This window comes from Novosphingobium sp. FG137, from assembly GCF_057809735.1.
In genome coordinates this window covers 622,751-647,254 of record NZ_JBMDKN010000001.1, presented here as the reverse complement: position 1 = coordinate 647,254, position 24,504 = coordinate 622,751, and the positions used below count along the sequence as shown (strand labels likewise).

Genomic DNA, 24,504 nt, shown 5'->3' with positions numbered 1-24,504 from the left:
GCGGTTCTAGGCTGTTGACGAAGACGCCGCCTCAAGACTTCGCAGAACGAAATCGGTGTCGCCGCAGGTTGGCTGCCATGCACTGGCGAGGAGTCCGTCACGCCCGAACAGCGCTTCGATAGGATCATCCAGCGCTGCCGCTGCCCCCAGCGCCGCAGCAAGCGGGTCCGACACAGGACCGTTGCCGCCGCGCAGATGCCGGACCCACGCGCCAATCGCGGTCAGGATTGCGGGGCACTGCCGGCCGCATGCCGCGTTGTCGGCGAGCGTGGCCAGCCAGCGTTGCGGGATCTTCTGGCTGCCATCCATGGCAATCTGCGACAGCCGGTGTTCGAGCGCGGGATTGGTGAAGCGCGCGAGCAGGTCTTCGGCATAAGCGGCAAGGTCCTGCCCCGGCTCGGTGGCAATCGTCGGGGCGGCTTCAACCAGCAGCAGCTTGCGCACCAGGTCGAGCAGCACCGGATCGGCCACGGCCTGATGGACAAAGGTGTGGCCGCGCGCGAGGCCGCAATAGGCAAGCAGCGAATGAGCGCCATTGAGCATGCGCAGCTTGGCCATCTCGTAGGGTGCGACGTTCCTGACGAACTGGGCGCCCACGGCTGCCCAATCAGGGCGCGGTCCGGCGAAGCGGTCCTCGATCACCCATTGGCTGAAGGGCTCGGTGAACACGGCCGCCTCGTCGCGCAGGCCGCCGAGTAGACCGGCAGTGGCATCGCGGTCCGCAGACGTGGTGGCGGGCACGATGCGGTCGACCATCGTGGACGGACAGGTACAGGCGCTGCCGAGCCAGTCCAGCAATGCCGGATCATGGCGCGCGAGATACTGGCACAACAGCCGTTCAAGCTGATGGCCGTTTTCGGCGAGGTTGTCGCATGAAAGCAACGTTAGGCCGGGCAGACCGGCATCAAACCGCCGCCGCAAGCCCTTCGCGAGGAAGTCGAACACGCTGCCCGCGCCGGCTGCTTCACCATCGAGATCGCCTGCCGAGGTGCGGCAATAGCCCTTCTCGGTGATCGTCAGGCTGACGATCCGGGTCTCCGGCGCGGCCAGTGCGGTCATCACTGCCTCGGGCTCTTCCGGAGCCACCAGCACGCCGCGCACCGCGCCGACGATCCCAGCGCTGGAGCCTGCCGCGCTGCGCTCGATCACGCTATAGAGGCCGCCTTGCGGGTTCAGTTGCTGCGCCACGTCTGCCGATCGCAGCGAAACGCCAAGGATCATCCAGCCCTGCTCGCCGCGGCGCATCGCGTGATCGGTATACCACGCCATATGCGCGCGGTGGAACGCCCCGATGCCGAAGTGCACGATGCCGACTGCCTGTGCGTCGCGGTCGTAACCTGGGCGGACGATGCCGTCTGGCAACTTCGCCAGCGCGGCTGACGAAAGGCGCGCGGCATCGCTCACAGGCGGTAGGCCTGCTTGGCGAGATTGTAGGTGAGGTCGCTCGCCAGCTCGGCCGCTTCCCAATCGGCAAGGCGATGTTCCGCCACGAGCTCGGCAAGGAAGCCGCAGTCGATCCGCCGCGCAACATCGTGGCGCGCGGGGATCGAGAGGAACGCGCGCGTATCGTCGTTGAAGCCGACGGTGTTGTAGAAGCCCGCCGTCTCGGTCGTCATCCGGCGGAACCGGCGCATGCCTTCCGGGCTATCGTGGAACCACCAGGCCGGACCCAGCTTGAGGCAAGGATAATGCCCCGCCAGTGGCGCAAGTTCGCGCGCATAGGCACTTTCATCGAGCGTGAAGAGAATGATCGAAAGCGCGTGGTTGTTGCCGAAGCAATCGAGCATGGGCTTGAGCGCGTGGACATAGTCGGTGCGCATCGGCATGTCCGCGCCCATGTCGCGGCCGAGCGTCTGGAACAGGCCCTCGTTGTGATTGCGGAATGCGCCGGGGTGGATCTGCATGACCAGCCCGTCATCGATGCTCATTGCGGCCATTTCGGTAAGCATCTGGGCGCGGAACAGTTCGGCGTCGTATTCGGTGAAAGCTCCCGAAATCACCGTCTGGAACAGCCGCTCAGCCTCGCCGCGCGACAGGTTGGCGGTCAGCGCGGTGGGGTGGCCGTGATCGGTGCTGGTCGCGCCCATAGATGCAAAGAAGGCGCGCCGCTTGCGATGCGCGGCGAGGTAGCCGCCCCATGTCGTGCAGTCCTCACCGGTCAGCTCGGACAGATGGTCGATATTGGCGCGGAAGCCCTCGTATTCAGGATCGATGACGGGATCGGGGCGATAGGCAGTGATGACCCGCCCGCCCCAGCCGCTCCCGCGGATCGCGGCGTGGTGTTCGAGGCTGTCCAGCGGGCTTTCGGTCGTTGCCAGCACCTCGATGTTGTAGCGTTCGAACAGCGCGCGCGGGCGCATGGCTTCGCTGGCCAGCTGCTCGGTGATGCTGTTGAAATAGAGATCGGCCGTTTCGGCGCAGAGCTGGACCTTGAAGCCGAAGGTATCGGCAAACACGAAGTCGAGCCACATCCGCGAAGGCGTGCCGCGAAACAGATGATAGCGCTCTGCCAGTAGCCGCCATGCCGCACGGGGATCGACGTCTGGATTGCCGACACCGAGGTCCTGCAGCGACACGCCCTGCGAATAGAGCATGCGGAACACGTAGTGGTCCGGCACGAGCAGGAACTCGGTCGCGTTGCCGAAGCTCTCGTTCTTCGCGAACCACGCCGGATCGGTGTGGCCGTGCGGACTGATGATCGGCAGATCGCGAACCGTACCATAAAGCTCACGGGCCAGCGAGCGGACAGCCGGGTCAGCCGGAAACAGCCGGTCGGGATGAAGGTCGAGACTGCGGATCACGCGGTGGCCCTTGCGTAGCGGTCGCGCTTGGCCTGCGCGGCGCGGCGCGCTTCCTCGATCTGGCGCTCTTCTGTGGCGAACAGCAGGCTGTCGATCACCTGGCTGAGATGGCCGCGCATCGCGAGCCGCGCGGCAACCGGATCGCGGGCGCGCAGCGCCTGCACGATTGTGGTGTGTTCATCGACCACCGGTTTGATATTGGCCGTGCGCGCCTTTTCGTGGAGCAGAGCCGCCTCGGGCGAAGTGGCGCGCAGGTCCCACAGCCGCTCGATGGCATCGTGGATCGCCCCGTTGCGCGTGGCCTTGGCAATCGCGAGATGGAACGCACGGTCTGCCTGCTCGCTGCCGCGCGGATCGTTGTTCTCCTGCGCGATCGCATCGACCAGCCGTTCGATCTCGGCCAGTTCCTCGTCGGTGATTTGGGTGGCGGCAAGCGCGGCGGCCTCGCCTTCGAACAGGAGGCGTGCTTCGGTCAGTTCGAAGGCACTGACATTGAAGCCGGGCATGTCCTCGCTGCCGGGCAGGCGGCGGACATAGGCGCCCGAGCCGACGCGCACTTCGATCAGTCCCTGCACTTCAAGCGCGATGATGGCTTCTCGCACGGTGGGACGGCTGACCCCATACTTGACCGCCAGCTCGCGCTCTGCGGGTAGGCGCGCGCCGATGGGGTAGGCCCCGCTCGCCAGTTCCTCGGTCAGGTTGCGGGCGAGGTCCTGGTAGAGTCGATCCGGGCCTTTCTCGATCTCGCTCATGTCGGTTCCTTTTTGGTATTACCAATTTTCTTGACAGGTATGGCAGATTTGGTCAAGTCGCATTGTACACGCTCCACTACCCAATGCACGGGGATTCGCATGAAGATTCAGTCCGCCCGCGTGATCGTGACCTGTCCGGGCCGCAATTTCGTCACGCTCAAGATCGAAACCGACCAAGGTGTCTACGGGATCGGCGATGCCACGCTGAACGGGCGCGAAAAGGCGGTCGTCGCCTATCTGGAAGATCACGTGCTTCCCTGCCTGATCGGCATGGACCCGCGCCGGATCGAGGATATCTGGCAGTATCTCTATCGCGGGGCCTACTGGCGGCGCGGCCCGGTTACCATGCGCGCCATCGCGGCAGTGGACATGGCCCTGTGGGACATCAAGGCCAAGATGGCGGGCATGCCGCTCTATGATCTGCTCGGCGGCCGCAGCCGCGACGGGATCATGGTCTACGGCCATGCCAACGGCAGCGACATTGCCGAAACGGTCGAGGCCGTCGGCCACTATATCGAGATGGGCTACAAGGCGATCCGCGCGCAGACGGGCGTGCCGGGCATCAAGGACGCCTACGGGGTGGGCCGGGGCAAGCTCTACTACGAGCCGGCCGATGCCGCCCTCCCCTCGGTGACGGGCTGGGATACGCGCAAGGCGCTGAACTACGTGCCCAAGATGTTCGAGGAGCTGCGCAAGACCTACGGCTTCGACCACCATCTTCTGCATGATGGGCACCACCGCTATACCCCGCAGGAAGCCGCCAATCTCGGCAAGATGCTTGAGCCCTACCAGCTGTTCTGGCTGGAAGACTGCACGCCTGCTGAAAATCAGGAAGCCTTCAAGCTGGTGCGCCATCACACCGTCACCCCGCTCGCGGTGGGCGAGATCTTCAACACGATCTGGGATGCCAAGGATCTCATCCAGAACCAGCTGATCGACTATATCCGCGCCACCGTCGTGGGCGCTGGCGGCATCACCCACCTGCGCCGCATCGCCGATCTCGCCAGCCTCTATGGCGTGCGCACCGGTTGCCATGGCGCGACCGATCTTTCGCCGGTCACCATGGGCTGCGCGCTCCACTTCGATACCTGGGTGCCCAACTTCGGCATCCAGGAATACATGCGCCACACCGAGGAAACAGACGCGGTGTTCCCGCACGACTACCACTTCGAGAGAGGAGAGCTGTTCGTCGGAGACACACCGGGCCACGGCGTCGATATCGATGAGAAGCTGGCTGCGAAGTACCCCTACAAGCCCGCCTATCTTCCGGTCGCCCGGCTGGAAGACGGCACGATGTGGAACTGGTGAGAGGACAAAGACCCATGCGTAAGACCCTGCTTGCCGCAACCGCGCTGGTTGCCCTCACCGCCGCTGGCCCGGCGCCATCTTCCGCCCCGCTCGGGCTTGGCGGCCTTGCCCGCGTAGCAACGGTGGATGCGCGCTATCAAGGCTACAACATCGAGATGGTCGAAGTGACTGGCGGCCGTTTCTGGGCTCCCTATGGCGGCCCGGCGGATGAACGCTACCGCCAGCGCCCGCCCATCGACCTTGCCGACGCTCGCTTGATCGCACTCGCCAAGGAACTCGGGCCAAGCTTGCTGCGCGTGAGCGGCACGTGGTCGAACAACACCTATCTGGAAGCCGAGGGCGAGCACCTTTCCGCGCCGCCGGCAGGCTTCGTGCAGGTGCTGACCCGCGACCAGTGGCGGCATGTGGTCGCCTTCTCCAAGGCGGTCGATGCCCCCATCGTCACCAGCTTTGCGGTCAGCAACGGCACACGCGGCGCTGATGGCGTGTGGACGCCGGTTCAGGCCCAGCGCCTGCTCGATCTCACCCGCGAGGCGGGCGGGACGATCCGGGCCGCCGAGTTCTTCAACGAAGCCAACATGCCCAGCGCCGCGCCGCAGATGCCCAAGGGCTATACTGCGACCAACTATGGCGCGGAGTTCCGCATTTTCCGCGATTGGGCGCGAAAGGCGGCGCCCGAGATGACGATCCTCGGCGTCGGCGGTGTCGGCGAGGCGGGCCTGCTCAAGGACGTTCCGGTCCCGGCGGAATTTGGCAGCCATGTCAGCACCGACGACATGATGAAGGCCAATCCAGGCAGCCTCGATGCGGTATCGTACCACTTCTACGGCACCGTCTCGCAGCGCTGCAAGGGCCTCGGCATCGGCACAGCGGCCAAGGAGGACGCCCTGACCGCGCGCTGGCTCGATCTGACGGTGCGCGACTACGACTACTATGCCGCGTTGCGCGAGAAGTATGAGCCGGGCAAGCCGATGTGGAACACGGAAACCGCGCAGGCCGCCTGCGGTGGCAGCCCCTGGGCCTCGACCTTCCTCGATACCTTCCGCTACCTCAACCAGAACGCCGCGCTGGCGCAGAAGGGGTTGCAGGTGATCATGCACAACACGCTGGCAGCCAGCGATTATGGGCTGATCGACCGCGACACCCTGACCCCGCGCCCGAATTACTGGGCGGCCGTGCTGTGGAAGCGCACGATGGGTTCCACCGTGCTGGCTGCGCCGCGTTCGCCCTCCCCGGCGCTCAGGCTCTATGCACAGTGCCTTGTCGGCAAACCCGGCGGTGTTGCGGTGATGGCGCTCAACACTGGCGAAGCGGCGCAGACCTTGCGCCTCGGCGGCAAGGCAACGGGGTGGACCATGACCGGCCAGCCGATCGACACGCGCGCCGTGCTGATCAACGGCAAGGCCCCCGCCCTGTCGCCGGATCTGAAGCTGACCGGGCTGGAAGGCGTAGCGATTTCCGGCAAGGCAGCCCTGCCCGGCCACGCCATCGCGTTCTACGCCGTCCCCGGCGCGGCCAACCCGGCTTGCCGCTGAATGGCCGGAAATGCCCCGCGCGCGGTTCTGGTGGGTGAGGCCATGCTGGAGCTGTCTCAGGACAGCTCCAGCTGGCGGCTCGGCTATGGCGGCGACACGCTCAACACCGCGATCCATCTCGCCCGCAGCGGGATCGATACGGCCTATCTGACCGCGCTCGGCACCGATCCGTTCAGCGATGACCTCAAGGCGCGCTGGTCGGCCGAGGGGCTGGATACGAGCCTGATCCTCGCCGATCCCGCGCGCAATCCGGGCCTCTATGCCATCACGTGCGACGAGGCGGGCGAGCGCAGCTTCACCTACTGGCGCGGCGACAGTGCAGCGCGGCGGATGTTTGCGTGCGCCGGGATCGATGCCGCATTTGCCGCTGCCGAATACGCCGATCTCATGGCGTTTTCGCTGATTTCGCTCGCCATCCTGCCCTCCGAAGGCCGCGAATCCCTTCTGGCACTGGCCCGCCGGGTTCGGCAGCACGGCGGCCTCGTTGCCTTCGATGGCAACTATCGCCCGCGCCTCTGGCCCGATGTGCGCACTGCCCGCTCGGCGCGCGATGCTGCCATCGCGGTTGCCAGCATCGGCCTGCCCACGCTGGAAGACGAAACCATGCTTTCAGGTCAGCAGACGGCCAAGGCGGTTGCCCAGCACTGGCGATCACTGGGCTGCGCGGAAACCATCGTGAAGCTTGGCCCGGCCGGCTGCCGCTTGCCCGATGGCACGATCATCGCCCCGGAGTGTGTGCTCACGCCGGTCGATACCAGCGGCGCGGGCGATGCCTTCAATGCTGGGTATCTCGCAGCCCGGCTGCGCGGTCAGCCCCCCGCAGAGGCAGCCCTTGGCGGGCACGCGCTCGCCGGTTGGACGATCATGCGGCGCGGCGCGATCCCGGCGCGGGATTCCTGAGCAGGCTCCACAGCACCGCGGCGGCCAGCAGGTCGAGCCCCGCCAGCGCCACGAACAGCGGGTTGTAGCCCAGCACATCGGCGCTCTGCCCGATCAGCAGGGTGAACAGCATGCCGCCAACCCATGCCGACGTTCCGGCCATACCGCTGGCCGTGCCGACGGTGCGGCTATCAAACACATCGGCACACAGCGTGATCAGCGCACCGTTCAGCATCTGGTGCGCAAACCCGCCGACGCAGAATAGCGCAATGGCCATTCCAGGCGAGGTGGCAAGGCCGATGCAGGCTGGCCCTGCCATGCACAGCGCGCCCAGTGTCATCGTGATCTTGCGCGAAGACAGCATAGAGCTGCCCCGCGCCATCAGCCAGGGCGGGAGCAGGCCCGCCGCAAGGCTGCCGAAATCAGCCGCGAGGAACGGCAGCCATGCCCACAGGGCGATGGATTTGAGATCGAGCTTCCAGACCGCCACAAGATAGAGCGGGATAAAGAAGTTGAAGGTCTGCCACGCGGGTTCGGCCAGGAAGCGCGGCACCGCAATCGCCCAGAACGCCCGGCTGCGCAGCACATCGCCGCGCGTTGCGGGCTTGCCGGCTTGAGGCTGGTTCATCGCGGCAAGCGCTTCGCGCTCTGCCTTCGAAAGGCGCGGATGAACGGCCGGATCGCGGTAGGCCACCCACCACATCACTGCCCAGACCAGGCTGAGCGCGCCGGTGACGATAAACGCCGCCTGCCAGTTCCACGCCAGAATGCAGAACGCGACGAGCGGCGGCGCAATCATGTTGCCGACACTCGTGCCCATCTGGAACAGGCTGGTGGCGAGTGGGCGTTCCTTGGGCGGGAACCACTGCGCGACGGTCTTTGTGCCGGCCGGAATGGCTGCAGCCTCGGTCGCTCCCAGCATGGCGCGGAACACAGCAAGGCTCATCCAGCCGGTGGCAAAGGCATGGGCCATGTTGCTGAGCGCCCAGCCAATGGCGAAAACGAAGAAGCCGACGCGTGTGCCCAGCGCATCGAGCACCGCGCCAGCCACCGTCTGCATCACGGTGTAGCTGGCCTGAAACGCTAGCACGACCAAGCTGTACTGCTCGGTCGTCATCGCAAACTCGGTCTTGAGCGTGGGTGCGGCGACCGAGAGCGTGGAGCGGGCGAGGTAGTTGAGGATGGTGCCAAGCGTGATCAGTCCGATGATCCACCAGCGCAGCGCGATGCCAGAGCGTTTCATGAACGATTTATCCCCGATCTGCGCGGCGCGCCTCGCGCCAAAAAGTCCGGACCGGAAGGCATGCGCTTTCCGGTCCGGCAAGGGTGGATATCAAGGCCTGGGGCAGCAGACCATGACGCTTCAGAACTGCACGCCGAGCTTCACCCCGGCATAGCGCTGCGAATCCCGCGTCTGGAACTGGTAAACGACGTGGGTGTCGTTGCTCGCACTGCCGCCCAGCACGCCGTAGCCGTCGGTGAGGCTGGAGGCATAATGCTTGTCGAACAGGTTGTTGACGAAGGCCGTGATGCGGACCCGGCCGAATTCGGCGCCAAGGCTACCATTGAGCACGCCGTAGCCTTCCTGCACCAGCAGCGGATTGCCGAGCAGATCGAAGTTGACCGAACTCTGGTGCTGATAAGTGAGGATCGCGGTGCCCTTGGCATTGCCGCCGAGCGGAAATTCGGCCGTTGCGCCAATGTTCCACTTCAGTCGCGGCGAGTTGGGCAGGCGCGCGCCCGAGCGGTCCTGCAAGGTGCAGGTCGTGCGCGGGCTGGCTGCCGTGGCCGGCGCTGCCGTAACGCAAGGGCCGACCAGCGCCGAAGCGGTGCCATTCCACACCTGGCCGGTTTGCCCGGCATAGCCTTGCGCCGCCGGGAAGCTGCGCATGATCGCATCGGTATAGCTCGCACCGCCATCGAAGCGCAGCCAGTCGGTCGGCTTGGCGGTCAGCTCCACTTCGAAACCCTTGGTGCGCAGCTTGCCCACGTTGTTGAGCACGAACTGCGGTGCAGGCGGTGTGCCGAGCAGCACCGCCGACTGGGCCTGGAAGTTGTCGTAATCGGTCAGGAAGCCAACCACGTTGAGCTGGATGCGGTTATCGGCAAAGCGGCTCTTGATACCCGCTTCCCACGAGGTCGAGGTTTCCGGGCGAACCGGGCCGACACCAAGCAAGCCTGGGCCTGTGCCGCCGAGCGCGCCATCGACCCGCGCCGGATTGAAGCCGGTCGTGATATCATAGGCAAAGCCCTTGTAGCCGCTCGAAACGCTGCCAAAGACCATGACCTGACGCGCGAGTTCCTGCGCAATCGAGACCTTGTAGGTCACCACGCTGTCGCTGTTGGTTCCCCGGCACAGCGGATTGCCGGAGAGGCAGGTGTTGGCGGTGGCTGAAGGCAGGTTGTTGTCGAAGGCAACCCCGATCTTCTCATGATTGTAGCGCACGCCGCCACTGATCGTGGTCTCGGTCGGCAGGGTGTAGTCCACCTGCGCGAAGATCCCGATGCTCTCGCTGCTGTTGCGCGCAGACCAGTCCGCCGTCGCGACAACCGGGCCACGCTGGAATGCGCGGCGGGTCTTGGCGTTCGAATAGAAAGCGCCGACGACATACTTGAGCGGCGAACGACCGCCCGAGACGAGCCGCAGCTCCTGGGTGAAGTTGGTCGAGTGATAGGGTCCGCTCTGCACCAGGCCACCCTTCAGTGCGCCGCCGGTAAGGCCACCAAGGACATTCAGATCGGTGCCGTCGAAGTCGGTCTCGAAGTTGAACTTCCAGTCCTGATAGGCCGTTACCGAAATCAGATCCGCGAACCCGAGATCGAGATTGACCTTGCCCGCGATGCTGGCGGTCTCGTTGCGGGTGGCGCCTGCGGTATCGACCCGCGCGTTATAGTTGCCCTCGCCCGGCGTGATCCCGGTCAGGCTGGGCGCCAGCGCCAGCGCCGGGCTGCCGAACACGCGGGGCGTGCCGGTGCCGGAAATGCTGCGGATGGTGTTGGTCGCCCCGTCCTGCACCGCCTTGCCGTAAGCGCCCGTCAACGTGAAGGTCAGGTTGCTGCCGAGTTCGGCGCGCAGCTTGGCGCGGAAGCCATAGTTTTCCTGGTCGTTGAGCTTGCGGCCGCTGGTGAGGTTGCGGACGTTACCCGGAAAATCATGGTAGAAGCCAGTAACGCGCAGGCCCACGCCATCGGACAGCGGAACGGAAACCGCCGCTTCCGAGCGCACATCGCCATCGGTGGCGACCGTAACGCTGGCACTGCCTTCGAAATCGCGCGCCGGATCCTTGGTGACGATGTTGACGACGCCCGCCGAGGCGTTCTTGCCAAACAGCGTGCCCTGCGGACCTTTCAGCACTTCGATGCGCTGAAGATCGGCGAGGTTGTCGAACGCCTGCGCCTGCTGCACCACCGGCATATCGTCGATGATCACCGCCACGCTCGGCTCGACCCCGATCGAGAAGGCGAACGTGCCGATGCCGCGCAGGATGATCGAGTTGTTGGGCGAAGTGGTGGTCTGCGTGATGGTCAGCGCGGGCGCCGCGCGGGTGAGGTCGGAGAAGTCCGACAGACGCGCATTGGCAATCGCCTGGCTTGAAAGCGCAGTCACGGCAGCAGGTACCGCCTGCAGGTTCTGCTCGCGCTTTTGCGCAGTGACGACGATCTCCTCGATGCCTGCCGAGGGCGCCGCAGGCTCTGCAGCCTCCTGCGCGTGGACGGGCTGCGAAAGCGCGAGGCCGGATAGGCCGGCCAGCAGGATAAACTTGTGCGTCATGACACCCTCCCAGAATCGGATTTACCTTCTGGCCTGACCAATTATTTATTTTGGTCATTTATGTCAATCTCTGTCGTAATGCCAATTTGCGTGAGGTGTTTCGCTGGAAAATGCAGAAGTTTATCAAGCAGATCCCTTCGGTGATGGCACATCGAAAAGTCTGAACCAGCCTGTCAGGCCAATTTGCGACTGCGGATGGAGTGCGTCTCTCTCGATCATCGTCAACCGTGGCCTTCCTTTGCGAAGATGGCTGCTCTGTCCGGTGACGCCCCGCGACATCTCCGAAAGCCATGGGCGACGACGTGACGTTGCCGGTGGCGTGCCTTCTTGGCGATCCTACCCGTTCCCTTTTTCGGCGACGTCTTCAAATCGTGTCAGCACTTCGTTGACCGCGACGACTTGCCGTTGGGGCGGCCATGCTTCGGGATCGAAAATCACCTGCGTGACGATCCCGATCAGCGCAGCAAGCAGCGCGCTGGCAACATCCGGGCGCTTAGCCGCTGTGAGGTGCGCGCAGCGCCGATCTGCGGCGAGGATCGCTTCGATCTGGGCGACGAAATCGCGCATACGCTTGCGCTGCTCGGCAGCAAATTCCGGGTCGGCGATGGCGAGGCCCCAGAAGGAGAACCAAACCCGCCAGTCGCGCTCGACCTTGGGATCGGTCGGCAGCAGGGCGTGGAGCAAGGCGATGATATCACCCCCGTCCTTGGGCTGCGAGGCATCGGTGCGCACCTGCGAGCTCAGCGCCGCATGGCGATAGGTGAGCAGCATCAGCGCGCGCTTGTCAGGGAAGTAGTGCGTGACCGCCTTGGTGCTGAACCCGGCTGCTGCCGCAACGGCGCGCACTGTCGCCGCTTCGGCGCCGCCGCTCGCGACCAGATCGGCGGCGATCTCGGCCAGCGCGGTGCGGCGCGCGGCGTGATCGATCACTGCGGGCATGGGGCCGCCAGAAGGTTCGCCAGTTCGGTGTTGTCCGCTACGATGACCCGATCAAGCCAGCGGTGAAAGTGCTGCAAGCCGCCCTCGTTGCGCCCGAAACGCACCTCGCCGACCATCCCGGTCGCCATCACTTTCTGCTGGAACGCCGAGGTCGGCAGGTCCTCATCGCCAACAACGCGGGCAAGGAAGGCGCAGATCTCGCTCATTGCGGCACGGCCCGCTGCATCAGGCGGTGTTTCGGCGAGGAACGTCTGGGTAGTGGTGGACGTGCCGACTTCGGCGCCCGGAACGACGATCGAAACCAGCACGCAGCGGATGCCCCTAATGTAGAAGGTGTTGATCGAGGTGCCCGGGAACAGAATCCACTCGCCCATCAAGAGCGGATCCAGCGGCTCGCCCAAGGCCGGCAGACGGCCGAGGGCGTAGAGATCATCCGGAACCACCGAACCCGGGCGGCCTTGCGGCGCGATCACCCGCTGATGTGGTCCCTGTGCAAAGTAGAACGCCCGGTTGCTCCGCTCCGGCCCGAAGGTGTCGCGATGCAAGACAGGGACATGGTAGAACTCAAGGTGCGCGTCGAAGGCAAGCTTCCAGTTTGGCCCGTGGAGCGTGCGGCTTTCGATCAGGGTCCAATCGGCAAGGTTGAAGCCCGCGATCAGGTCATCGATCCCGCCCAGCATGGCTGCCGGATCCTGCGTGCTCTTGGAATCGAGGATCGCCCAGATCAGCCCCGCGCGCTCTGCGACCGCAAAGCGCTTCATCGCCAGCAGCGCCTTGTCGACCGTGCCGAAATCGGCCGGACTGGCCACACCGAGCAGCGCGCCGTCCTGAGCGAAAGTCCAGCCGTGATAAGGACAAGTGAAGCGCACCGCCGAGCCGCACCCGCTCGCCACAGCAGCGCCGCGATGGGTGCAGGCGTTCAGCAGGGCGTGGGCTTTGCCCTGTCGGTCGCGGACCAGCAGCACCGGGATGCCCGCAACCTCAAGCGTCTTGTAGGCCCCGGCACCGGGCAATTCGCACGAAGCGGCGAGCACCAGCGGGACACGCTGGAAGATGCGCCGCTTCTCGGCGGCAAACCGCTCCGGGGAGGTGTAGTGGTCGGCGCCCAGAACCATGACCTCGCCTGCCAGCGGAAATGTTCCCTCTGCAGTGTGGCTGAGCAGAACGGCGGCGTGCTGTTCGAGGGTCTTGCGAGCACCCGAACCAACCGCCTTCGCGGCTGGCGCCGACCCCCTTTCGATATCGGTCATCTGCATCGCGCCGCCCTCTCCCAAGACCATCCGGTTCTCGGGCTCTAGCAATCCAGGCACTATTATGCAACATTCGTTGCATAATAGCCGAGATGATTCGGATGGAGAGGTGCACATGGATGCCAGCACGATCGCGACACTGAAGGCCTTGATGGAATGGGAAGGGCAGCGCAAAGGGCCGCCCGCAGGCTTTCCGTCGCTGCCCGATGTGCCTGCGGCGCGCTACACCAGCGCCGAATACTACGCGCTCGAACAGGAGCACGTCGTCGGCAAGTCGTGGCTGTTCGCGGCGCATCTCGACGAAGTGCCCGAGCCCGGCAGCTTCATGCGCTGGAACAATGCGGGCGACCCGATCATCATCGTTCACGGGACCGACGGCGTGGTGCGGGCGTTCTACAACACCTGCCGCCATCGGGGCGCGCCGGTGGTGACGCAGGATCGAGGCTGCGCCCGGCGGCTCGTGTGCCCCTATCACGCCTGGACCTACAAGACGGACGGCTCGCTGATCGGGGTGCCCGAGCGGCAGGACTTCGTCGATCTCGAACTTTCAACGCGCGGCCTCATCCCGGTGCGCTGCGAGATGTTCGGTCGGCTGATCTTCGTCAACTTCGACGATGAAGCGCCGACCTTGCGCGCATGGCTCGGCCCCATCGCCGAGGAATGGGAGGAGTTCGGCTTCGACAAGCTGCGTCTGGCCGCACGCCATTCGTTCGACCTCGCGTGCAACTGGAAGGTCGCGATGGAGGCCAACATGGAAGTCTACCATGTGCCCTTCATCCATCCCGATACGGTCGCCCCGTTGGTGGATGCCAAGCGCAACGTCAATCATCTCTATCCGGGTGGCCACGGACGGATGCTCGCACCGCCCCCGCGCGAGATGCAGGGCGATCACGTGCGGGCCATCGACAACGCGCCCAACTGGACCACGATCGACACCGTGGGCGAACTGGGGCGCACCCACACGCAGAGCTACACGATCTTCCCCAATTTTGTCTCGCCGCAGTCGAACTACTTCGTGCCGCCGCTGATCTTCTGGCCCACTTCGCTCACGACCACGCGGCTGGAACTGATCACGATGGCGCCGGACTGGGGTGACGGCGAGGCACCCGATCTGTGGACCGTGCCAGATGAAACCGCTTCGAACGGGCGGGCAATGGCCAAGCTTATCCTCGAGGACACCCAGTTCGGTGAGGCTATCCAGCGCTCGATGGAAAGCCGCGGCTTCAAGAGCGTGCCGCTGAGCTATCAGGAATCGCGCATCTACTGGTTCCACCAGCATTGCGACCGCATGATCGGTCTGGATGCCGTGCCAGCGCACCTGCGGGTCGAGCAGGCGATCGGGAACGACTGGGTTTCACCCAATGATCCGCGTGTCGAGATGCTGGATACCGAAGCGCGGGACGCTGCCGAATAAATCAGGCGAGATCGTTCGCGTCCGATGTTCCGGCACCGAAGCATATAGCCCGCGAGGCCGAGGCGGCGGGAGGCCTGAGCGTCCAGATCGCTGTCAGTTGGCACCCAGCCCATTCCGGATGCCCAGCCCGCCGCGCGCCGACCGGGCGCAGCGCGTTGATCGGCACCTGGCTCAGCGCTCCATTTGCACGAGCAGCGATTCAAAGCCGACCCAACGGCGATAATCGGTTTGCTCTTCGTATTGGCGCTCCTCGCCCAGCACGGTGATCGCGCTGGTCTGTGTGGCCAGCTGCTGGATGAGGCTGCGCAGGATCGCGCGGGCCTGGGTTGCGCCGAGGCAGTTGTGCACCCCGCTGCCGAAGCCGAGGTGCGGATTTGGCGACCGATCGAGCCTGACCACCCCGGGGTCTTCGAACACGCGTTCATCGTGATTGGCCGAAGCCCAGCACAGCGAAATGCGTTCATCCGCCTGCACGTCGTGGCTGCCCAATTGCGTGCTATGGGCACAGACGCGACCGATGTGGGTGAGCGGTGATATGAAGCGGACAAACTCTTCGGTCGCAAAGGCGATCCGCTTGTGATCACCGGCGAGGGCGGCAAGCTCCTCGCGGTGTGCGGCAAAGTAGGCAATGATGCGGCTGACCGAATGGATCACCGTGTCACGGCCGCCAGCAAAGGTCAGATTCGCGATCCCGACCATCTCGTCGATCGTCAGCGCGCGGCCATCGACCGTTGCACGTCGCAGGATCGCAAAGAAGTCGGTGCCGTGGACGACATCGGCGGCATCGAGCGCTCCGCGGATATAGCGGTCAAGCGTTTCCCCCTTCCCCGTGCTGTCCTCGCCGTCGTGAAAGACATGGGTGCCCCAGCTGATCCATTCCTCGGCCGCCTTTTCCGGCATTCCCAGCAGATAGGTGAGCGCGCGCGATTGCAGCGGCAGGGCAAACCCGCGCACGATCTCGATCTCCGGCTGGGCCGTGGCCGCTTCGATCAGCCGCGCGATCAGCGCGTCGATGCGGGCCTGATAGTCCGCCGCCAACGGGCGCAGGAAAATCGGCTTGAGCAGATCGCGAAACTGGGAGTGGAGCGGCGGATCGGCCTCGATCGGCAGCTGGCGAACCGAGCGCACGCCCTCTTCCGACGGGATCGGCACCCGCATCGGCGCATCCGACGAGAAGATCGTCCAATCCTTCGCTGCCTGGCGGACATCGGCATGGCGCAGGATCATCGGGATGGTTTCGCCGACGAAATCGGCAATCAGGATGCCATGGGCCTGACGCTCGGCGCGAAACGGATCAATGCAATCTTGGTCTGACATGGAAAGATTATCGCACCGGCTGAGCCGGGAAAACCAGCGGACAAAACCGGTCAATTGCTTTCGTGTTCTTGACCTTTGCGGGCCTTGGCCCGGTACTCGCGCGGGCTCATGCCGAAGCGCCGGCGGAACTGGTCGGCAAGGTGCGCGGGGCTGGCAAAGCCGGTCTTGTAGGCGATTTCGTTGATCCGCTCCCCACCCGAAAGCAGCCGCTGCGCCGCCAGTCGCAACCGATAGGAGCGCAGGTAATCCGAAAAGGTGTTGCCAAAGACCAGCTTGAAGCGGCGCGAGAAATAGGCTTCCGAGAGATGGCAGGCGCTAGCCGCGCTGCTCAACGTTATCGGGCTTGCAGGGCTCCGCGCCACGAGGTCGAGCGCTGGCCTGAGCCGATCGAGCCCGCCGCTCTCGCCAGGCGCTTTCTCCGGGTGGCCATCACCGGCAAGCCCAATCATCCCGAGTATCAGTTCGATGATGCCCGCGGTTGTCGCTCGCGCAGGGGCGGGCTTGGCCGCAAGTTCCAGCAGCCAATCGAACAGCGTGTTCATGCGGCCGCGCATGGCGCCATCAAACGTGATCGCCGTGCAGCGACCGAGCGAGATCTTCGCCTCGCGCGCAGCAAGGGCCGCTGTCAGCGATGGATCGAGATGTGCCAGAACCCAGCTGTGCGCGCCCTCCGTTATGGCAAAATCGTGATGGCGCATGGAGGGCACGAACACGAGCGTTCCGGCACGTAGCGTGAAGACGCCGTCCTCACTGACGAGCTCGCCCGAAATCTCCTGAAACCAGACCAGTTCGGCGGCATCGTGAAAGTGCGCGAATCGTTCGGGCGCAGGGTCTGCCAAGGCCGCCACCACGCGCTCGGCGCGCACCAGTGCACGAGGGTGGACCTCGACCGGTTCACAGATTGACCCTCTTGCCATCCCGCAACGCTAACAGCGCTGCCGGGCAAGGTCCATGCGATCTGCGGGCGGCGGGTTCCGGCCTCCATTCGCCAAGTCTGAATTCGTATGTCGCTCTGTTTTCATCGCAGTGCCGGCAAGGCAAAGGGTGCCGCCGCATCATGGTGGCCGATTGGAGAGACAATGCCCCGCGCAAGCCAGTTCGTCGAATCCCGGGCCGCCATTACCACCGGTGCGGGCGACTTGCTGCTCCAGCAGGTCAGCGTAGCGCCGCCGGGGCCCAATGAAGTGCGAATTCGCGTGGTCGCGGCAGGGGTCTGCCATACGGACCACGCCAGCCTGTCATGGGGCCGGACCATGGTTCTCGGGCATGAGGGCGCAGGGATCATCGATGCCGTCGGGCCGGGCGTGACGGGCCTTGCCATCGGCCAGCCGGTTTGCCTGAACTGGGCCATTCCCTGCGGCGCGTGCCCGCAGTGCGCGCGCGGCAACGAGCACATCTGCGACCGCACACACGGTCGCTGGCCGGAACGGTTCGGCACGAGCGCGGCCCATGCCGGCAGCACCCTGTGGGGCGATCAGCCCATCGATCGATCCTTCCATCTCGGCGTGTTTTCCGATTTCACGATTGTCAGGAAGGAAGCGGTCAGTCCGCTGCCTGCGGCCATGGGATTGGGCGAAGCGGCCCTGCTGGGCTGCGCAGTGATGACCGGGGTCGGCTCCGCACTCAATGTGGCGCAGGTCCGCCCGGGGGAGACCGTTGCGGTCGTGGGCTGCGGCGGCGTTGGCCTCAATGTCATTCAGGGCGCCCGCATCGCCGGGGCCAGCCGGATCATCGCGATGGACCTGAGGAGCGAGCCACTCGAACGGGCCAGGCACTTCGGCGCGACCGACGGCATCCTCGTCCAGAGCGATGACCCCGCGTTTGCCGATCAGATCGGCAAGGTACGTGCGCTGACGGACGATTACGGCGTGGATGTCGCCTTCGAGGCGACCGGTTCAGCCCGCCTCAGTTTCCTGCCCCTGCACCTCGTCCGCAATGGCGGGCGCGCCATTCAGGTCAGCGGCAGCCACGGCGCCGTCACCGCGCACATGCCCGATTTCATGTGGGACAAGAGCTATTCGACAGCGCTCTATGGCGGCTGCTGTCCCACCCGGGATTTCCCGCGCCTGTTCACGATGATGGCTGAAAACAAGCTCCATGTCGCGGAACAGATAACCCACCACTACGGCCTCGAGAGCGCCGGTCAGGCCATTTCGGACATGCTCTCGGGCGTGAGCGGCAAGGGCTTGATCTGGCTGACAGGTGATGACCATGTTTCGCACGCTTGAATTTTCAGACCCGGCGCTGACGCCTCCCGGTTTCACGTTCGCAACGGTCAAGAGCGCGGCCTTGGGCCAGCGGGGCGATGTTACGATCTACGCGCCCCCGGGCACGGCGGCGGACTCGCCGATCGTGGTCCTGCTGCACGGCGTCTATGGCTCGCATTGGGCATGGGCCTTTCGCGGCGGCGCAGCTCCGGTTCTCGATGCGCTGATTGCTGCAGGAGAGGTGCGGCCGATGGTGCTGGCCATGCCTTCTGACGGATTGTGGGGCGATGGATCGGGCTATGTGCCCCATGGCGCGGCCGACTTCGAGCGATGGATCATCGACGAGGTTCCCGCAGTCGTGCGCGAGGTGCGGGGTACCGGCGATGCGCCTGCGCCCCTGTTCATGGCCGGCCTCAGCATGGGCGGTTTCGGCGCACTGCGTCTGGCCGGGCGCTATCCCGAGCGTCTGGCAGCCGTTTCCGCACATTCCGCGATCACAGATCTGGAACAGATGGACCCCATGATCGAAGAGCAGCGCATCGGATGGGGAGAGCAGGCCGAGGACCGCTCAGTCGTGACTTGCCTGCTGCGTGCGCGTGCCGCCTTGCCCCCGCTGCGGTTCGATTGCGGAGTGGATGACGCGCTACTGCCCGAAAACCGCCGTTTGCATGAGGCGCTGACGGCGGCCAACATCGCCCACCTCTACGAGGAGTTTCCGGGCGGCCATGATTGGCCCTACTGGAACCGGCACCTCGCTGACAGCCTGCGCTTCTTCGAAGGGCAGCTTTCCTCTCGCTCCTAGGGTCAGGACCTATCAACCGCGCGTTGGAGGCTTAGGGTCCCCTCCGCAATGACGGAGGACACGTCCGCCTCACCTCAGGCAAGCAGGCGCACACGCGGCTCACGCGACCAGTGCCGGGCCGGTGCGACATGGGGGAAGTCCTGGAGGTTGGTTACGCCATCGTCCGCGGCGATCCCCCATTCTCCGAGCAGCCGCAGCGTTGCCGGGCAGGCGCCGATCGTCTTGCAATGGGCATAGGCATCGGCGAACCACTCGCGCGCGGTGTGATCGCTGCGCAAAGCGCTGAGCGCTTCCGGCGGTATGATCGAGACCACTGCATCAAACAGCGCCGATGGGCTTCCCTCCAACTTGGCGTCTGCTTTCAAGGTGCCATCGCGGACTTCCTGTAAGCCGACCTTCTGCGAAACCAGTACCACCCGGCCCTGCTGCGCTTCGATCGCATCGCGCATCCGCTCGATGCTGTCACGGCTGGAGCCTTCAGCAAAGAGCAGCCCGATCGTCCGCCCGTTCATGCGCGGCTGGCCTGCGGACAGGATCGAAAGCGCGGGCGAAGGGTCCATGTCGAATACTGGCGCTGCGCTTTTCGCAGGAGCCGGCAGCGGCAGTGAAAGGCCTTTCGCAACGCGGTGCGCCAGGTCCATGTCGACTGCTGCGAGCCGGGTCAGCATGCGCTGCTGAACATGCTCAAGATCCACTTTCGACAGCTCGAACACAAAGGCGCTGGCAAGGTGAGACTGTTCGACCGGAGTTTGTGAACGGTAGAACAGCCGGGCCTGCGAGTAGTGGTCGTCAAACAGTTCGGGCCGCATGCGCAGACGCGCGCAGCTATCATCGCGCTGGGCTGCGTCCGGGAATGTGACGAAGCCGGTCTCGGCGCATTCCCGCGGGCCGGTTGGTTCGCCCTGCTCGAACAGGCTGTTGGGCTCGTAATTGGCGCGGCCGTGGGGGACGCCCATCTGCATCATGCCGTCGCGCTGAAAATTCTGAAACGGGCAGCGCGGGGCATTGATTGGCAACTGGTGGAAGTTGGTCGTGCCGAGCCGTGATTTCTGCGTATCGAGATAGGAGAACAACCGTCCCTGCAGCAGCGGATCGGCAGTAAAGTCGATTCCCGGCACCACGTTGGCGGGGCAGAACGCCGATTGCTCGGTCTCTGCAAAAAAGTTGTCGGGATTGCGGTCCAGCGTCATCCGTCCGATGATCGTGACTGGCACCACCTCTTCCGGGATAAGCTTGGTCGCATCCAGAACGTCGTAGGGCTGTTCCATGGCCCAGCCATCATCGAACACCTGGATGCTCAGTTCCCACTGCGGAAACGCGCCGCGCTCGATCGTCTCAAACAGGTCGCGGCGATGGTAATCGGGGTCTGCACCCGCGATCTTGGTTGCCTCGTCCCACGTCGTCGATTGCATGCCGAGCACTGGCTTCCAGTGAAACTTCACCAGATGCCCCTCGCCCGCCCCGTTTACCAGCCGGAAGGTGTGAATACCGAAGCCTTCCATGAAGCGTGGCGAGCGCGGCAGCGTGCGGTCGCTCATCTGCCAGAGCACCATGTGCATCGCTTCTGGCATGAGGCTGATGAAATCCCAGAACGTATCGTGCGCGCTGGCGGCCTGGGGATAGCCTTTGTCTGCCTCCATTTTCACCGCGTGGACGAGGTCGGGGAACTTGATCGCGTCCTGAATGAAAAACACCGGGATATTGTTGCCGACGATGTCCCAGTTGCCCTCATCCGTGTAGAATTTAACGGCAAAACCGCGCACGTCGCGGGGCGTGTCGATGCTGCCGGCGCCGCCCGCGACGGTCGAAAAGCGTGCGAAGACCGGCGTCTTCTTGCCGGTCTCGGCGAAAAGGCCGGCCTTGGTCAGTTCGGGAATCGCGCGCGTGCATTCGAACACGCCGTGCGCTCCGTGTCCGCGCGCATGGACCACGCGTTCCGGAATGCGTTCATGGTCGAAGTGGAAGATCTTCTCGCGGAGGACAAAATCCTCCAATAGCACTGGCCCGCTTCGACCTGCCTTCAGGCTGTTCTGGTTGTCGCTGATGCGCAGGCCTTGATTGGTTGTGAGATGAGCAAGCCCGGCATCGTGCGGGCCGCCGTTCGGAACATGCTGGTGCGTCTCGCCCGACGGGCCGGGCGTAGTCTCGAAGCTGGGGGAATCCTGCGACATGCCGTGCCTTTCAGATCATGAACAACCCGCGCGGTGCGCGCCAGAAGCATAGCCAGTAAAGCCGCCGGCAAGGTCAAGGTTCCCGCCTGCGTGTCGCGCATGACTGCATTCAAGCGCAGACCAGGATTATCCCAACCCATGTTGGCGTATGGGAACTTCATCGTTGCGGTCCGGTTTCGAGGGCACTTGCCCCGATGGAGCTATAATGACCACGAAATCCCATATGACCATTGCGCCCGAAGCCGCGCAATTCTGCGAGGTTCGCCTCGATTTTCTTTGCGTTGTAGGCGCAGGTTAGCCAGCACGCCCATGTCGATGGGATTTCCCCGATTGAGGCCAAGGCCCCGGGGAGCCGTGCAGACGCCGCAAGGGCCAGCGCGCGGTGTTGGGACAGCTCGTCCAGCGCAATGCGATCTATCGCATCAGCGGTTCCACGCATCCGCCCCCTGCTACACGGGCGGAAGGAAACCTGCGGCAGCTAATCGATCTGTGCCTGGCACTTCGGGCACTCAGGAGAGCGTTTTGGCGGCAATAGTTTGAACAATGACCTTCCGCCCCGGAACTTGCGTTGTTCGCGCGCGTTACTGCCGACCGAATTGTGTCTGTGGCCAGTGACCGCTTTGGGGACGATATCGGATTGCTGCTTCCTCGTCCCTTGCTGGACCTGCGCTGAAATGCCGACCGTCTGCGACAGGGGGAAATAGACGTTTATGCCCTATTTCTCGGACGTTGAGCGCAGATTCCGTATGCAGCAGCTGCGCAATATCATTTTGGGTTTCGCCGCGCTCGCCGGACTTATCGCACTTGCCGTTGGCCTCACCAGTGTGAATGAACAGCAGATGGGCTGGGTGACCCATACTTACCAGACCAGACGGCAAATTGGACAAATCAGCCTTGCGGTTGCGTGGCTTCAGGCCGGGCAGGAAGACGATCGGGCGCAGTTTGACCAGACGATAAACGATCTTGCGCGGATGACCGTCGATAACCAATCCCAGCAGGCCCGCATCGCGAAGCTGCGCGTACTGGTGGCGCAGTTGCAACACGGCCCGCGCGGTCGCCGTTCCGAGGCGCTGACAGCATCCCACCAACTGCTTGCCGAGATGCAGGAGGAGGAAGACTTGCTGCTCAACGGGCGCAGCAGGCGGCTCCATGATCTCCAGATCAGCTTCTACGCGCTGCTCGGCTTGGCTGCGACGACACTTTGCGTGCTTGCCGCGCTCATCTATAAAAGTCTGTGGAACTTCACGCAGGACATCATCGTCTCGCGCCAGGCGCTGCAGACGGCCAATCTTGGCCTCGAGCGCGCGGTCGGGGAGCGGACGCGCGAGCTTACAAGTGCCAATGACGAGCTGCGGCGCTTTACCTATACTGTCTCGCACGATCTGCGCGGGCCGCTACTCAACATCATGGGCTTTACCGCCGAACTGGAGACCGTGGCGCAAAAGCTGGCGGATATCCTCAACAAGGCGCGCGCCGTCCGTCCGGAAACCATCTATCCCGAAACCGATACGCTGGTGGAGCGGGACCTACCCGAAGCGATCCATTTCATCAGCGCCTCGACCCGCAAGATCGACGGGCTGATTCAGGCAATCCTTCAACTGTCGCGCCAGAACAGCCGCGAGCTCGTCCCGCAGCTTCTGGACATGCGGAAGCTGGTGAATGGGATTACCGAATACATACAGTCTCTGATCGAACAGGCCGGGGCAACGATCGAGATTGCAGGTCATCTCCCGGATATCGTTTGCGACCGCATGGTCGTCGAACAAATCTTCTCAAATCTTATTGAAAATGCGGTTAAATTTGCGCAACCCGGCCGCGCGCCGGTGGTGTCCATCGCTGGCCGGCGCATCGACGCGTTCGCCGAATTCAGGGTCAGCGACAATGGCAGGGGCATCATCCCTGCGGACTTCGAACGGATATTCGATCTGTTCCGCCGTTCCGGTCCGCAGGACAAGCCTGGCGAGGGCATCGGCCTTGCGCATGTGCGCTCCTCGATCGTCCGACTGGGGGGCTCGATCACATTGGAATCGGAACTGGGCATCGGCTCAACCTTCATCGTCTCGATCCCGCTGCGCATGCAGGATGAAGATGGGCAAACCTGACCAAGGTCCAATCCTCTTGCCCTGCGCCACAGCTGGCAGCGTGTCCGGCGCATCCTGCATTGCTGCGCGCGGAACATCATGGTCGACGCCGAACCGGCGCACTTGCCGGCCGCGACCGCGGTCACACTCGGGATCCTGATCAACGAACTCGTCAGCAATGCGTGCAAGTACGCCTATGCAAGGGAGGAGCCCGGCGAAGTGCGCATCGTGTTCAAGGACGAAGCCGAGGGAAGATATCGCCTGCGCGTGGAAGATAATGATGTCGGTCTTGGCAAGAGCGTCAGCCCTTCGGGCACCGGCCTCGGCTCGCAGATCATCCGCTCGATGGTGCTCTTCTTCGGTGCCCAGTTGCGCCAGTTCAGCCTCGGCCGCGGCCTCTGCGTGGAAGTCCACCGACCTGCGGGATCATCACCTTTGGCGCGCTCGCCGCAGCGCTAACCTTCGGCGGCGCTACCGACTAGCGCCGCCGAAGGACCTGCAGCCGTTAGCGCTCGGGTGGAGGGGGCGAGCTAGGACGGCCGCAGATTGCTTACGCTGCACCTTTCGCATGTTCAGGCCGCGCGGGTTGCGTATGCGGGGGCGATGGCGTGCAATCTCGCCAGAAAGGCATCGAAAACTTCTCCCTCCAGCACGAAATTCTTGCGCGCTTCCGGCACGATGCCTCCTTCAAGAATGGCAGAGAGCGCCGCGCGAGCGCGGGCTATGCGGCTCTTGATCGTGCCGACCGCCACGCCGCACACCAGCGCGATTTCCTCGTAGCTCATCGTGCCGATGGCCATCAAAATCAGGACTTCGCGCTGCGTCGCTGTCAGGCACTCCATCGCGCGCAGGACATCGATTGCCTCCAGCCGCGCTTCCTGATCGCCCTTGCAATGGAGGATGCGCTCCGCAGTGGCTTCGTCATACGCACCCGTAAAGCGCTCGCGCCGCAATTGGCCGAAATAGTGGTGCCTGAGGATCGTGAATGTCCAGGCCCGGAAACTCGTCCCTGCCCGGAAGCGATCTCGGGCAGCCCAGGCTTTGAGCAATGTCTCCTGCGCGAGATCATCTGCGATATCCCGATGGCCGCACAGGCTGCGCGCGAAAGCACGCAGGTGCGGTATCGAGGCGACAAGCTCTCGGTGAAAATCCGCGTCGGGCAAGGCATGGCTCTCCATCGCGCCGACTTTGGGCTCGGTCTGATTGGTCATAGGATTTTCCTGACAAAGGGTTTTGGGCAACTATTCTCCAAATAAAGCGACGGAATGCGGATCCG

19 protein-coding genes are annotated in these 24,504 nt (G+C 64.2%); 8 read left to right on the top strand and 11 right to left on the bottom strand.

The features are described 5' to 3' along the window. Positions 1 to 6: 6 nt before the first annotated feature. Genes ACODS2_RS02930 through ACODS2_RS02920 form a run of 3 tightly spaced genes read right to left on the bottom strand, consistent with a single transcriptional unit; the run spans position 7 to position 3,553 of the window. On the bottom strand, positions 7 to 1,404 hold the full coding sequence (locus ACODS2_RS02930) for a mannitol dehydrogenase family protein (RefSeq protein ID WP_488997502.1): 1,398 nt from the start codon (positions 1,402 to 1,404) through the stop codon (positions 7 to 9). Next, positions 1,401 to 2,801: a glucuronate isomerase gene (gene uxaC, locus ACODS2_RS02925; protein ID WP_488997501.1), complete on the bottom strand. Its 1,401-nt coding sequence runs from the start codon at positions 2,799 to 2,801 to the stop codon at positions 1,401 to 1,403. The genes ACODS2_RS02930 and uxaC overlap by 4 nt, the downstream gene beginning before the upstream one ends. Continuing rightward, positions 2,798 to 3,553, bottom strand: a complete 756-nt coding sequence (locus tag ACODS2_RS02920) for a FadR/GntR family transcriptional regulator (protein WP_488997500.1) — start codon at positions 3,551 to 3,553, stop codon at positions 2,798 to 2,800. Before ACODS2_RS02920 ends, uxaC begins: the two co-directional genes overlap by 4 nt. 99 nt (positions 3,554 to 3,652) lie before the next feature. Here ACODS2_RS02920 and manD point away from each other — a divergent pair, with 99 nt between their 5' ends. Genes manD through ACODS2_RS02905 form a run of 3 tightly spaced genes read left to right on the top strand, consistent with a single transcriptional unit; the run spans position 3,653 to position 7,296 of the window. Continuing rightward, entirely contained in the window at positions 3,653 to 4,861 is a 1,209-nt protein-coding gene (gene manD / locus ACODS2_RS02915; RefSeq protein ID WP_488997499.1) for a D-mannonate dehydratase ManD, read from the top strand. Between the two features lie 14 nt (positions 4,862 to 4,875). After that, a complete protein-coding gene (locus tag ACODS2_RS02910; protein WP_488997498.1) occupies positions 4,876 to 6,396 on the top strand; it encodes a hypothetical protein in 1,521 nt (506 codons plus the stop codon). Then, positions 6,397 to 7,296 carry a sugar kinase gene (locus ACODS2_RS02905; RefSeq protein ID WP_488997497.1) on the top strand — a complete coding sequence of 300 codons (900 nt, stop codon included), beginning with the start codon at positions 6,397 to 6,399 and terminating at the stop codon, positions 7,294 to 7,296. On the opposite strand, the gene ACODS2_RS02900 is transcribed toward ACODS2_RS02905, so the two are convergent. The 4 genes from ACODS2_RS02900 to ACODS2_RS02885 all read right to left on the bottom strand — a co-directional run bounded on the left by ACODS2_RS02900 (position 7,259) and on the right by ACODS2_RS02885 (position 13,236). Beyond that, positions 7,259 to 8,518 carry an MFS transporter gene (locus ACODS2_RS02900; protein WP_488997496.1) on the bottom strand — a complete coding sequence of 420 codons (1,260 nt, stop codon included), beginning with the start codon at positions 8,516 to 8,518 and terminating at the stop codon, positions 7,259 to 7,261. The genes ACODS2_RS02905 and ACODS2_RS02900 overlap by 38 nt on opposite strands. 120 nt (positions 8,519 to 8,638) lie before the next feature. After that, positions 8,639 to 11,047: a TonB-dependent receptor gene (locus tag ACODS2_RS02895; protein WP_488997495.1), complete on the bottom strand. Its 2,409-nt coding sequence runs from the start codon at positions 11,045 to 11,047 to the stop codon at positions 8,639 to 8,641. 336 nt (positions 11,048 to 11,383) lie between these two features. Continuing rightward, on the bottom strand, positions 11,384 to 11,986 hold the full coding sequence (locus ACODS2_RS02890; RefSeq protein WP_488997494.1) for a TetR/AcrR family transcriptional regulator: 603 nt from the start codon (positions 11,984 to 11,986) through the stop codon (positions 11,384 to 11,386). Continuing rightward, on the bottom strand, positions 11,974 to 13,236 hold the full coding sequence (locus ACODS2_RS02885; protein WP_488997493.1) for an aromatic ring-hydroxylating oxygenase subunit alpha: 1,263 nt from the start codon (positions 13,234 to 13,236) through the stop codon (positions 11,974 to 11,976). The genes ACODS2_RS02890 and ACODS2_RS02885 overlap by 13 nt, the downstream gene beginning before the upstream one ends. Before the next feature lie 115 nt (positions 13,237 to 13,351). Here ACODS2_RS02885 and ACODS2_RS02880 point away from each other — a divergent pair, with 115 nt between their 5' ends. Then, the gene (locus tag ACODS2_RS02880) at positions 13,352 to 14,650 is read left to right on the top strand and encodes an aromatic ring-hydroxylating oxygenase subunit alpha (RefSeq protein WP_488997492.1); all 1,299 of its coding nucleotides are present in this window, start codon (positions 13,352 to 13,354) and stop codon (positions 14,648 to 14,650) included. A gap of 171 nt (positions 14,651 to 14,821) precedes the next feature. On the opposite strand, the gene ACODS2_RS02875 is transcribed toward ACODS2_RS02880, so the two are convergent. Beyond that, positions 14,822 to 15,967, bottom strand: a complete 1,146-nt coding sequence (locus ACODS2_RS02875; RefSeq protein ID WP_488997491.1) for a cytochrome P450 — start codon at positions 15,965 to 15,967, stop codon at positions 14,822 to 14,824. Positions 15,968 to 16,017: 50 nt separating this feature from the next. Next, positions 16,018 to 16,884 (bottom strand): helix-turn-helix transcriptional regulator, encoded by an 867-nt coding sequence (locus ACODS2_RS02870; RefSeq protein WP_488997490.1) that lies wholly within the window; start codon positions 16,882 to 16,884, stop codon positions 16,018 to 16,020. A gap of 162 nt (positions 16,885 to 17,046) precedes the next feature. Here ACODS2_RS02870 and ACODS2_RS02865 point away from each other — a divergent pair, with 162 nt between their 5' ends. Then, positions 17,047 to 18,195, top strand: coding sequence for an alcohol dehydrogenase catalytic domain-containing protein (locus ACODS2_RS02865; RefSeq protein ID WP_488997489.1), 1,149 nt, complete (start codon positions 17,047 to 17,049; stop codon positions 18,193 to 18,195). Next, positions 18,173 to 18,976 (top strand): alpha/beta hydrolase, encoded by an 804-nt coding sequence (locus ACODS2_RS02860; protein WP_488997488.1) that lies wholly within the window; start codon positions 18,173 to 18,175, stop codon positions 18,974 to 18,976. Before ACODS2_RS02865 ends, ACODS2_RS02860 begins: the two co-directional genes overlap by 23 nt. Before the next feature lie 74 nt (positions 18,977 to 19,050). On the opposite strand, the gene ACODS2_RS02855 is transcribed toward ACODS2_RS02860, so the two are convergent. Next, positions 19,051 to 21,147, bottom strand: coding sequence for a catalase (locus tag ACODS2_RS02855; protein ID WP_488997487.1), 2,097 nt, complete (start codon positions 21,145 to 21,147; stop codon positions 19,051 to 19,053). A 746-nt stretch (positions 21,148 to 21,893) separates the two neighbouring features. On the opposite strand from ACODS2_RS02855, the gene ACODS2_RS02850 reads away from it, so the two are divergent. Both ACODS2_RS02850 and ACODS2_RS02845 read left to right on the top strand, forming a co-directional pair. After that, entirely contained in the window at positions 21,894 to 23,249 is a 1,356-nt protein-coding gene (locus tag ACODS2_RS02850) for a sensor histidine kinase (protein ID WP_488997486.1), read from the top strand. Positions 23,250 to 23,327: 78 nt separating this feature from the next. Then, positions 23,328 to 23,687 (top strand): ATP-binding protein, encoded by a 360-nt coding sequence (locus ACODS2_RS02845; protein WP_488997485.1) that lies wholly within the window; start codon positions 23,328 to 23,330, stop codon positions 23,685 to 23,687. A gap of 113 nt (positions 23,688 to 23,800) precedes the next feature. Here the strand turns inward: ACODS2_RS02845 and ACODS2_RS02840 are convergent, their stop codons facing one another. Then, entirely contained in the window at positions 23,801 to 24,439 is a 639-nt protein-coding gene (locus ACODS2_RS02840; RefSeq protein ID WP_488997484.1) for a sigma-70 family RNA polymerase sigma factor, read from the bottom strand. Positions 24,440 to 24,504: the final 65 nt, after the last annotated feature.

Bases quoted from the DNA above. Each gene is read 5' to 3' on its own strand.
- ACODS2_RS02850 (WP_488997486.1), top strand. From the start codon at position 21,894: ATGCAGCAGCTGCGCAATATCATTTTGGGTTTCGCCGCGCTCGCCGGA.
- ACODS2_RS02885 (WP_488997493.1), bottom strand. From the start codon at position 13,236: ATGACCGATATCGAAAGGGGGTCGGCGCCAGCCGCGAAGGCGGTTGGT.
- ACODS2_RS02910 (WP_488997498.1), top strand. From the start codon at position 4,876: ATGCGTAAGACCCTGCTTGCCGCAACCGCGCTGGTTGCCCTCACCGCC.
- ACODS2_RS02905 (WP_488997497.1), top strand. From the start codon at position 6,397: ATGGCCGGAAATGCCCCGCGCGCGGTTCTGGTGGGTGAGGCCATGCTG.
- ACODS2_RS02895 (WP_488997495.1), bottom strand. From the start codon at position 11,047: ATGACGCACAAGTTTATCCTGCTGGCCGGCCTATCCGGCCTCGCGCTT.
- ACODS2_RS02845 (WP_488997485.1), top strand. From the start codon at position 23,328: ATGGTCGACGCCGAACCGGCGCACTTGCCGGCCGCGACCGCGGTCACA.
- ACODS2_RS02890 (WP_488997494.1), bottom strand. From the start codon at position 11,986: ATGCCCGCAGTGATCGATCACGCCGCGCGCCGCACCGCGCTGGCCGAG.
- ACODS2_RS02870 (WP_488997490.1), bottom strand. From the start codon at position 16,884: ATGGCAAGAGGGTCAATCTGTGAACCGGTCGAGGTCCACCCTCGTGCA.
- ACODS2_RS02860 (WP_488997488.1), top strand. From the start codon at position 18,173: ATGACCATGTTTCGCACGCTTGAATTTTCAGACCCGGCGCTGACGCCT.
- ACODS2_RS02880 (WP_488997492.1), top strand. From the start codon at position 13,352: ATGGATGCCAGCACGATCGCGACACTGAAGGCCTTGATGGAATGGGAA.
- manD (WP_488997499.1), top strand. From the start codon at position 3,653: ATGAAGATTCAGTCCGCCCGCGTGATCGTGACCTGTCCGGGCCGCAAT.
- ACODS2_RS02840 (WP_488997484.1), bottom strand. From the start codon at position 24,439: ATGACCAATCAGACCGAGCCCAAAGTCGGCGCGATGGAGAGCCATGCC.
- ACODS2_RS02865 (WP_488997489.1), top strand. From the start codon at position 17,047: ATGCCCCGCGCAAGCCAGTTCGTCGAATCCCGGGCCGCCATTACCACC.
- ACODS2_RS02855 (WP_488997487.1), bottom strand. From the start codon at position 21,147: ATGTCGCAGGATTCCCCCAGCTTCGAGACTACGCCCGGCCCGTCGGGC.
- ACODS2_RS02900 (WP_488997496.1), bottom strand. From the start codon at position 8,518: ATGAAACGCTCTGGCATCGCGCTGCGCTGGTGGATCATCGGACTGATC.
- ACODS2_RS02920 (WP_488997500.1), bottom strand. From the start codon at position 3,553: ATGAGCGAGATCGAGAAAGGCCCGGATCGACTCTACCAGGACCTCGCC.
- ACODS2_RS02875 (WP_488997491.1), bottom strand. From the start codon at position 15,967: ATGTCAGACCAAGATTGCATTGATCCGTTTCGCGCCGAGCGTCAGGCC.